The organism is Pseudoalteromonas sp. Isolate6 (assembly GCF_022398435.1).
Classification (GTDB): domain Bacteria; phylum Pseudomonadota; class Gammaproteobacteria; order Enterobacterales; family Alteromonadaceae; genus Pseudoalteromonas; species Pseudoalteromonas galatheae.
On record NZ_JAKEVK010000274.1, the window covers coordinates 1 to 5,014 of the forward strand.

Sequence of the window (5,014 nt, forward strand, 5' to 3'; positions counted from 1 at the left end):
GGCATACACAGATAATGGCTTCATTTTAATATTCCTTTTATCTTAATTTTTATCACAAAGAGCGAATAAACTTGCTGTAGAAACGTTTCGAAACGCCTTTAACGTCCATGTTACACCATACAACACCCAACGCTAGCACTTGAACATGTAAAAACGCCTCAGAGGGCTTCTGAGGCGTTTTTTAGTTTTCGGTAAAATAGTTGCTGAGAGTGTCCAAAATATTGGTTTCTTCATTGAGGCTTATTCCTAAATACTCACGCTGTGGAATGGCCGCTGGGCCAGGAGCCATTTCTGGCAATCCTCCAAGATTTTGTATGGCGGCATACGGTTTGTTACTACTAATCTGTGCCCAAAACGCGCCGCTGTCTGCGGCAATGCTTGATGCTAGTCCTCCAGCACTTACCTGTAGCATTTGCCCGCCAACACGTTTGGGGGTTTTTTTTAGGTAGTTTTCACTAAGCGCTGGCCATGCGATGCCTGTTACAGGGCTGCGCTCTTCTGCAAAGGCGTCCTCTGTTGCGCCTTCCATAATGGCGGCTATCTCGTTCATTGGTTCACTAAGGTCGTTAAATCTGGCTGCAATCTCGTTGAGTACTTTGGTTGCATCTCCGCTTGTGAGTATTTCAATTCTAGTGGTCATATTGTAATCACTTGGTTGTTGGGTAATAATTGTTTGTGGCGGTGGTGTACCCCGATAGGTAAGGGGCTGTCTGACAGTGATGTGAGTTCGATTCTCACCCTACCGCCATACCTCATATAACCCACCGCTAATAGCTGCATCAATGGTGTGCGTTTTAACCTTTAGTGCATTAATTAATGTGTCTAACTCAATTCCTTTACCTTGATAGCGCACCACAACCTTAATTGACTCTTCACCCTCACGCTTTACATAAAGCAGCTCGTTGCGTTCACGTTCCCACAGTACTTGAACTTTTGGGTCATTTATCAAAGTGCTTAACTCTGTATAGGCCTTTAGCGCTAAAGCTGTACCGTTTGCTTGGTGTTTCTCGCTGTGCGCATGGGCCAGCGCACGCTCAGATAAAATCAAAGTACGAGCCGCATCAATGCCCTTATCTTTAAGCTTTTGGCTAATGTCATCATTGAGGAATGACACCACCGTTTTATGTTGCGGTCGCGGGCCATTAGCCTTTAAGCCCGCCTTATCGCCTGCAAGTTTTGCGGCTTGAAAGCGTTCTATACGCTCAATGCTTTTACGCGTCCACAGCTCAAATGCTTTAGCCCGTTCATCACTATTATTTAATGCTTGGATGGTCTCAGCGCGTAGCTGTGTGCTTTCCACTTTGCCGAGCTTTTGTGCCACGGCCACATCAGTGCCAAAGGCTGATTGACCAGGCGAATAGGCCCAGCCCACATCTGGAGTCATTACATCGCCACTGGGTAACTTAACTCGTGCATGCTCCGTGGTTTTAACTTCGCCGGATTCGCGGCTCACAATCTCTGCGTCAAATTGCTGTACGTAGCCGCTGCCATCCTCTACGGTTAAGCCACGCGCTTTTACTTGCTCTGCCGTGAGCGCACGAACGCGACAGCGGCAACCCCAGCCATTGGGCGGGAATATGGTTTGCCAAATGGGGTCGTCAAACCTAAACACCTTGCCATGCAGCAGCCTATGTTCAGGCCGTGTCTGTGCATCATCAATAGCAACATACTGCCAATACGGATGCGTTTTACTGCGAGCCAACATGCGGCGATAGCGGCCACTCATATAGGCGGTTTGTAGATTGGTGCGGTAAATATTGTTTAAGCGATAGGGGCTACCCAGCTGGATTGCATCGCCTTGCTCATTCTTGGTTTTGCCCCACCAACCCAATCGCTGAAGCTCAGGCGTTAGCTGCTCTCTAAATTGTTTTGCCGTTAAGCCTTCAGCAAGCGCCGTATCGGTGTATTTGCGTATGGCCTCTAGTACTTCCATGCTCTGAACTCGCGCCACGGTAAACGCCTTGGCGTGCGCCGTAGTCAGCACATCGTGCCACTCATCGCTTATCGCATAACCTTTAGATTTAAAGTAAGCCACCGCATCCGTAGGCGGTTTATTGAAAGCAATACTGAGATCAATCATTGATCATGCCCCAAATCTCACTCACAAAAATCAGCTTGGTGAGCATTTCGGTCAGTTGGGCTTGGTCGATAGTGGGATAAAGTTCGGCAAGCTCAATAGCGGCTAACTCTTCGCTTTGGTTAAGTTTGTCTAGCAGCGGTTGCAGCGTTGCTTTGTACTCTTCGTGCATATCGCCACTGGTGATTGCATCAATGGCAGTATCTAGCTCTGTTTGCGTGCTGCGTGTTTGGTATTCCGCATTAAGTGCGGCTACCGCTGTATTGAGTGTGGCAGTACTAGACGGTTTGCCAAGTACTGGCTCGTTGTTGGTAGGGATTGGGATTTGCAGCTTTTCGTTAGCCCAATGTACGGGAATTTGCACACCTGTCTCAACGAGCAACTTTAGTGCAGGTGCTAGCCTTGCAATATCCTCAGACTCTGTTTTATCAAACTCAAAATGTGGCAACCGACGATTGCCCTGGTAGGATTTTCCATTTAGGGCGTACATGGGATAAATCAAATCACGCGTAATGGTCTGCTCCAGCTGTTTTAAATCACTTAGTGTGATGTCTTGCATCACTTCTAAATGCACGTTACCAAGTGCATTAGTGCTGGTTTTGCCGTCTGCCTGGGTGGTAAGTGTTGCACCGATGATAGCTTTTGATTGTGTTAGCTCGCACCATCGGATCATGCTTTCAAACGGATCTGCTTGGCCGTTAGCTGCACTTTGAAAATCAATTTCCATTCCACGCGGTATGATCCCGCCAGCGTTATGGCCAATTGCCATCACTGCACGCAGGAGGGTGGCTTTCTCAGCTTCGGTTGCACCGCTTGGGTACTTACCAACGCGTACAGGCAAACCGTAGATCTCTAAAAATTCGGCCAGGTCTCTCACGCTAAAGTTTTTAAACAAAAATGGCCAACTGAGTACTGACACTAGCCCTGTACGGTGAACATAACCGCTTTTACTCTTATGAGTATGTAAAGCCCAGCCAAAAGGATTCAACGCTTCGCCTTCGGCAGTATTATCGTTTAGTACGATGCGATCAAAGTCGTTGGGGTGGGTTTTAAATATGTTTTGGTCACGGTGAGTGCAACCTGTGATCATTTGCTGTTTATCTAAATATTCCCAATGTAGCTCGTTGGCGCTAAAACCTTTTAATATGGCATCAGTCGCATCAAACAAAAAGTCATTAAACCAAGTAGCATCTTCAAGCCACTCGTTAAGCATATCGGTATCACGTTTTTCGGCACTACTCGGATTACGAGGTGGTTTAACTTCCCAATCGTAACCAAGCACAGCGCGGCGGCGTTTACCCAGTTCGCAGCTTATGTGGCCGTCTTTGTCCTCGATGTCTTTGGCCAAGTCGGCCATCGCAGCCAAATTGCCTTCCTCCGCCTCTTTTAGCAAACTAGCCAGCTTTGCAGGGGTTAGTCCTTGCGTTGGGTGTTCTGCATATTGCCTAAGCAACATGCCCACTTGGGCATTTTCTTCGGTTTGATTGTTATCTAGTTTATTAACTGATAGCGGATCGCCATTAATGTCTACTAGCATAGTTTTACTCGCAAAATAGGTTTGATTGATACCACGTACACATCGAGGCCAAGGGTGTAGCGCTCTGCGGCTTCATAGCTGGGAGCCTCAATATCTATAAAGCCGCCTACGATGGTAAAGGCATATTCGAACTTGATACGCCAGCGCATTACCAGCACCCCGCGCCCTGAAAGCTGCCTAGGTCTTCGTAGTTAAAATCGTTGCTGCCGCTCTTGCTTGGTAGCGGGGTGAACTCAATCGGGCAACCGTCCATCCAGCAAGCTCGGTTAGCCATACATAGACCAACCGCAAAGTCACCGTGGCGCTTGTCTGTTTTTTTACCGTCATGATCTTTAGTTTTGCCCTTATCAATCTTGGGAATACCGTTTACCACTTTGATGTGGCACATATCATCCAACACATTTTGATGACGTGGGATCTCGATATTGTGATCATCTAGTTCACCTTTTAACTTGGGCATCCACTCGGCATACCAGTTATCACTAAGGTGTACACATTCAACCAATTCAATACCAAACTCTAAGGCTGCTGCTTCGGCAAGATAGCCACCGTTACCCGTGGCATCAAAAGCAGCACCGCGTAGCCGTGGTAGTTGGCGCAATATAAAAAACACCACTTGGCGCTGCACTTCGTAAGGGGCGTTTTTAATTTCAATTACAAAAGGTACGCGCTTGTGTAAGTCAGCACGTATGCGAAGTGGTACTAATGATGTTAAATCTCCCGAGCGTGCAAAATCCTCACCGAAGGCATGTTGTTCGTCAGGGTTGAGCTTATCCAGTAATGGCTGGATCACGTCTTTACAAAACTGTTCTGTTTCTTTGTAGCGCTGTTCAGTCGTCCATGTCATCCACTCATCTGTACAAGTCAAACGATGAATTGGGATCGATTTGTCCCTTACCATTGCCTCTTCAATCACAATGCGCTTGAGGTAGTTACCACCACTGCGCTTTGGTACACAAAAATATTCTTCGTCGGCACTCTCTTTATTGGGTGACTCATCAATCCTAGCCTGTCGCCACTCGGCTTCGGCTTCAGGCGACCATTCCCAACCCTTAACAAAGCATATGCGTTTGTATAGCCCATCGTTTAACGCATCATCTAGGGTGATCCGGTGGACCGAATAAGGCTTTTTACCTTCCCGGGCATCTTTAATGTACTCATTAAAGAGGTTATCTACACCGTTATGAGTAGAGATGATCCGCACGCGGCTGCCCCACATACGCAAAGCCATTGCAGCCTGAAGCAGTGCATCTAAAGATTCATGGAACGCGGCTTCATCTATAACCACATCACCTTGTAGCCCACGCAGGTTTGAGGGGCGGCTTGATAACGCTTGAATTTTAAATCCGCTGTTAGGAAAGCGGATCATGTACGTTAGGATCTCTTCTTTCTTTTCGCTG

At 47.3% G+C, this 5,014-nt stretch carries 5 protein-coding genes and 1 tRNA gene; 1 reads left to right on the top strand and 5 read right to left on the bottom strand.

From position 1 onward, the window contains the following. Positions 1–181 precede the first annotated feature (181 nt). Positions 182–640, bottom strand: a complete 459-nt coding sequence (locus L1D50_RS21500; protein ID WP_239966783.1) for a phage virion morphogenesis protein — start codon at positions 638–640, stop codon at positions 182–184. A gap of 37 nt (positions 641–677) precedes the next feature. Here L1D50_RS21500 and L1D50_RS21505 point away from each other — a divergent pair. Continuing rightward, positions 678–748 (top strand) — tRNA-Gln (locus L1D50_RS21505). Here the strand turns inward: L1D50_RS21505 and L1D50_RS21510 are convergent. From L1D50_RS21510 to L1D50_RS21525, 4 genes are all read right to left on the bottom strand, one after another. Beyond that, positions 740–2,080 (bottom strand): phage minor head protein, encoded by a 1,341-nt coding sequence (locus L1D50_RS21510; RefSeq protein WP_239966784.1) that lies wholly within the window; start codon positions 2,078–2,080, stop codon positions 740–742. The genes L1D50_RS21505 and L1D50_RS21510 overlap by 9 nt on opposite strands. Further along, the gene (locus L1D50_RS21515) at positions 2,073–3,614 is read right to left on the bottom strand and encodes a DUF935 domain-containing protein (RefSeq protein WP_239966785.1); all 1,542 of its coding nucleotides are present in this window, start codon (positions 3,612–3,614) and stop codon (positions 2,073–2,075) included. The genes L1D50_RS21510 and L1D50_RS21515 overlap by 8 nt, the downstream gene beginning before the upstream one ends. Further along, positions 3,608–3,763, bottom strand: coding sequence for a hypothetical protein (locus tag L1D50_RS21520; RefSeq protein WP_239966786.1), 156 nt, complete (start codon positions 3,761–3,763; stop codon positions 3,608–3,610). The genes L1D50_RS21515 and L1D50_RS21520 overlap by 7 nt, the downstream gene beginning before the upstream one ends. Further along, the coding region (locus L1D50_RS21525) for a hypothetical protein (RefSeq protein WP_239966787.1) at positions 3,763–5,014 on the bottom strand (1,252 nt) is incomplete at its 5' end. The genes L1D50_RS21525 and L1D50_RS21520, both read right to left, overlap by 1 nt.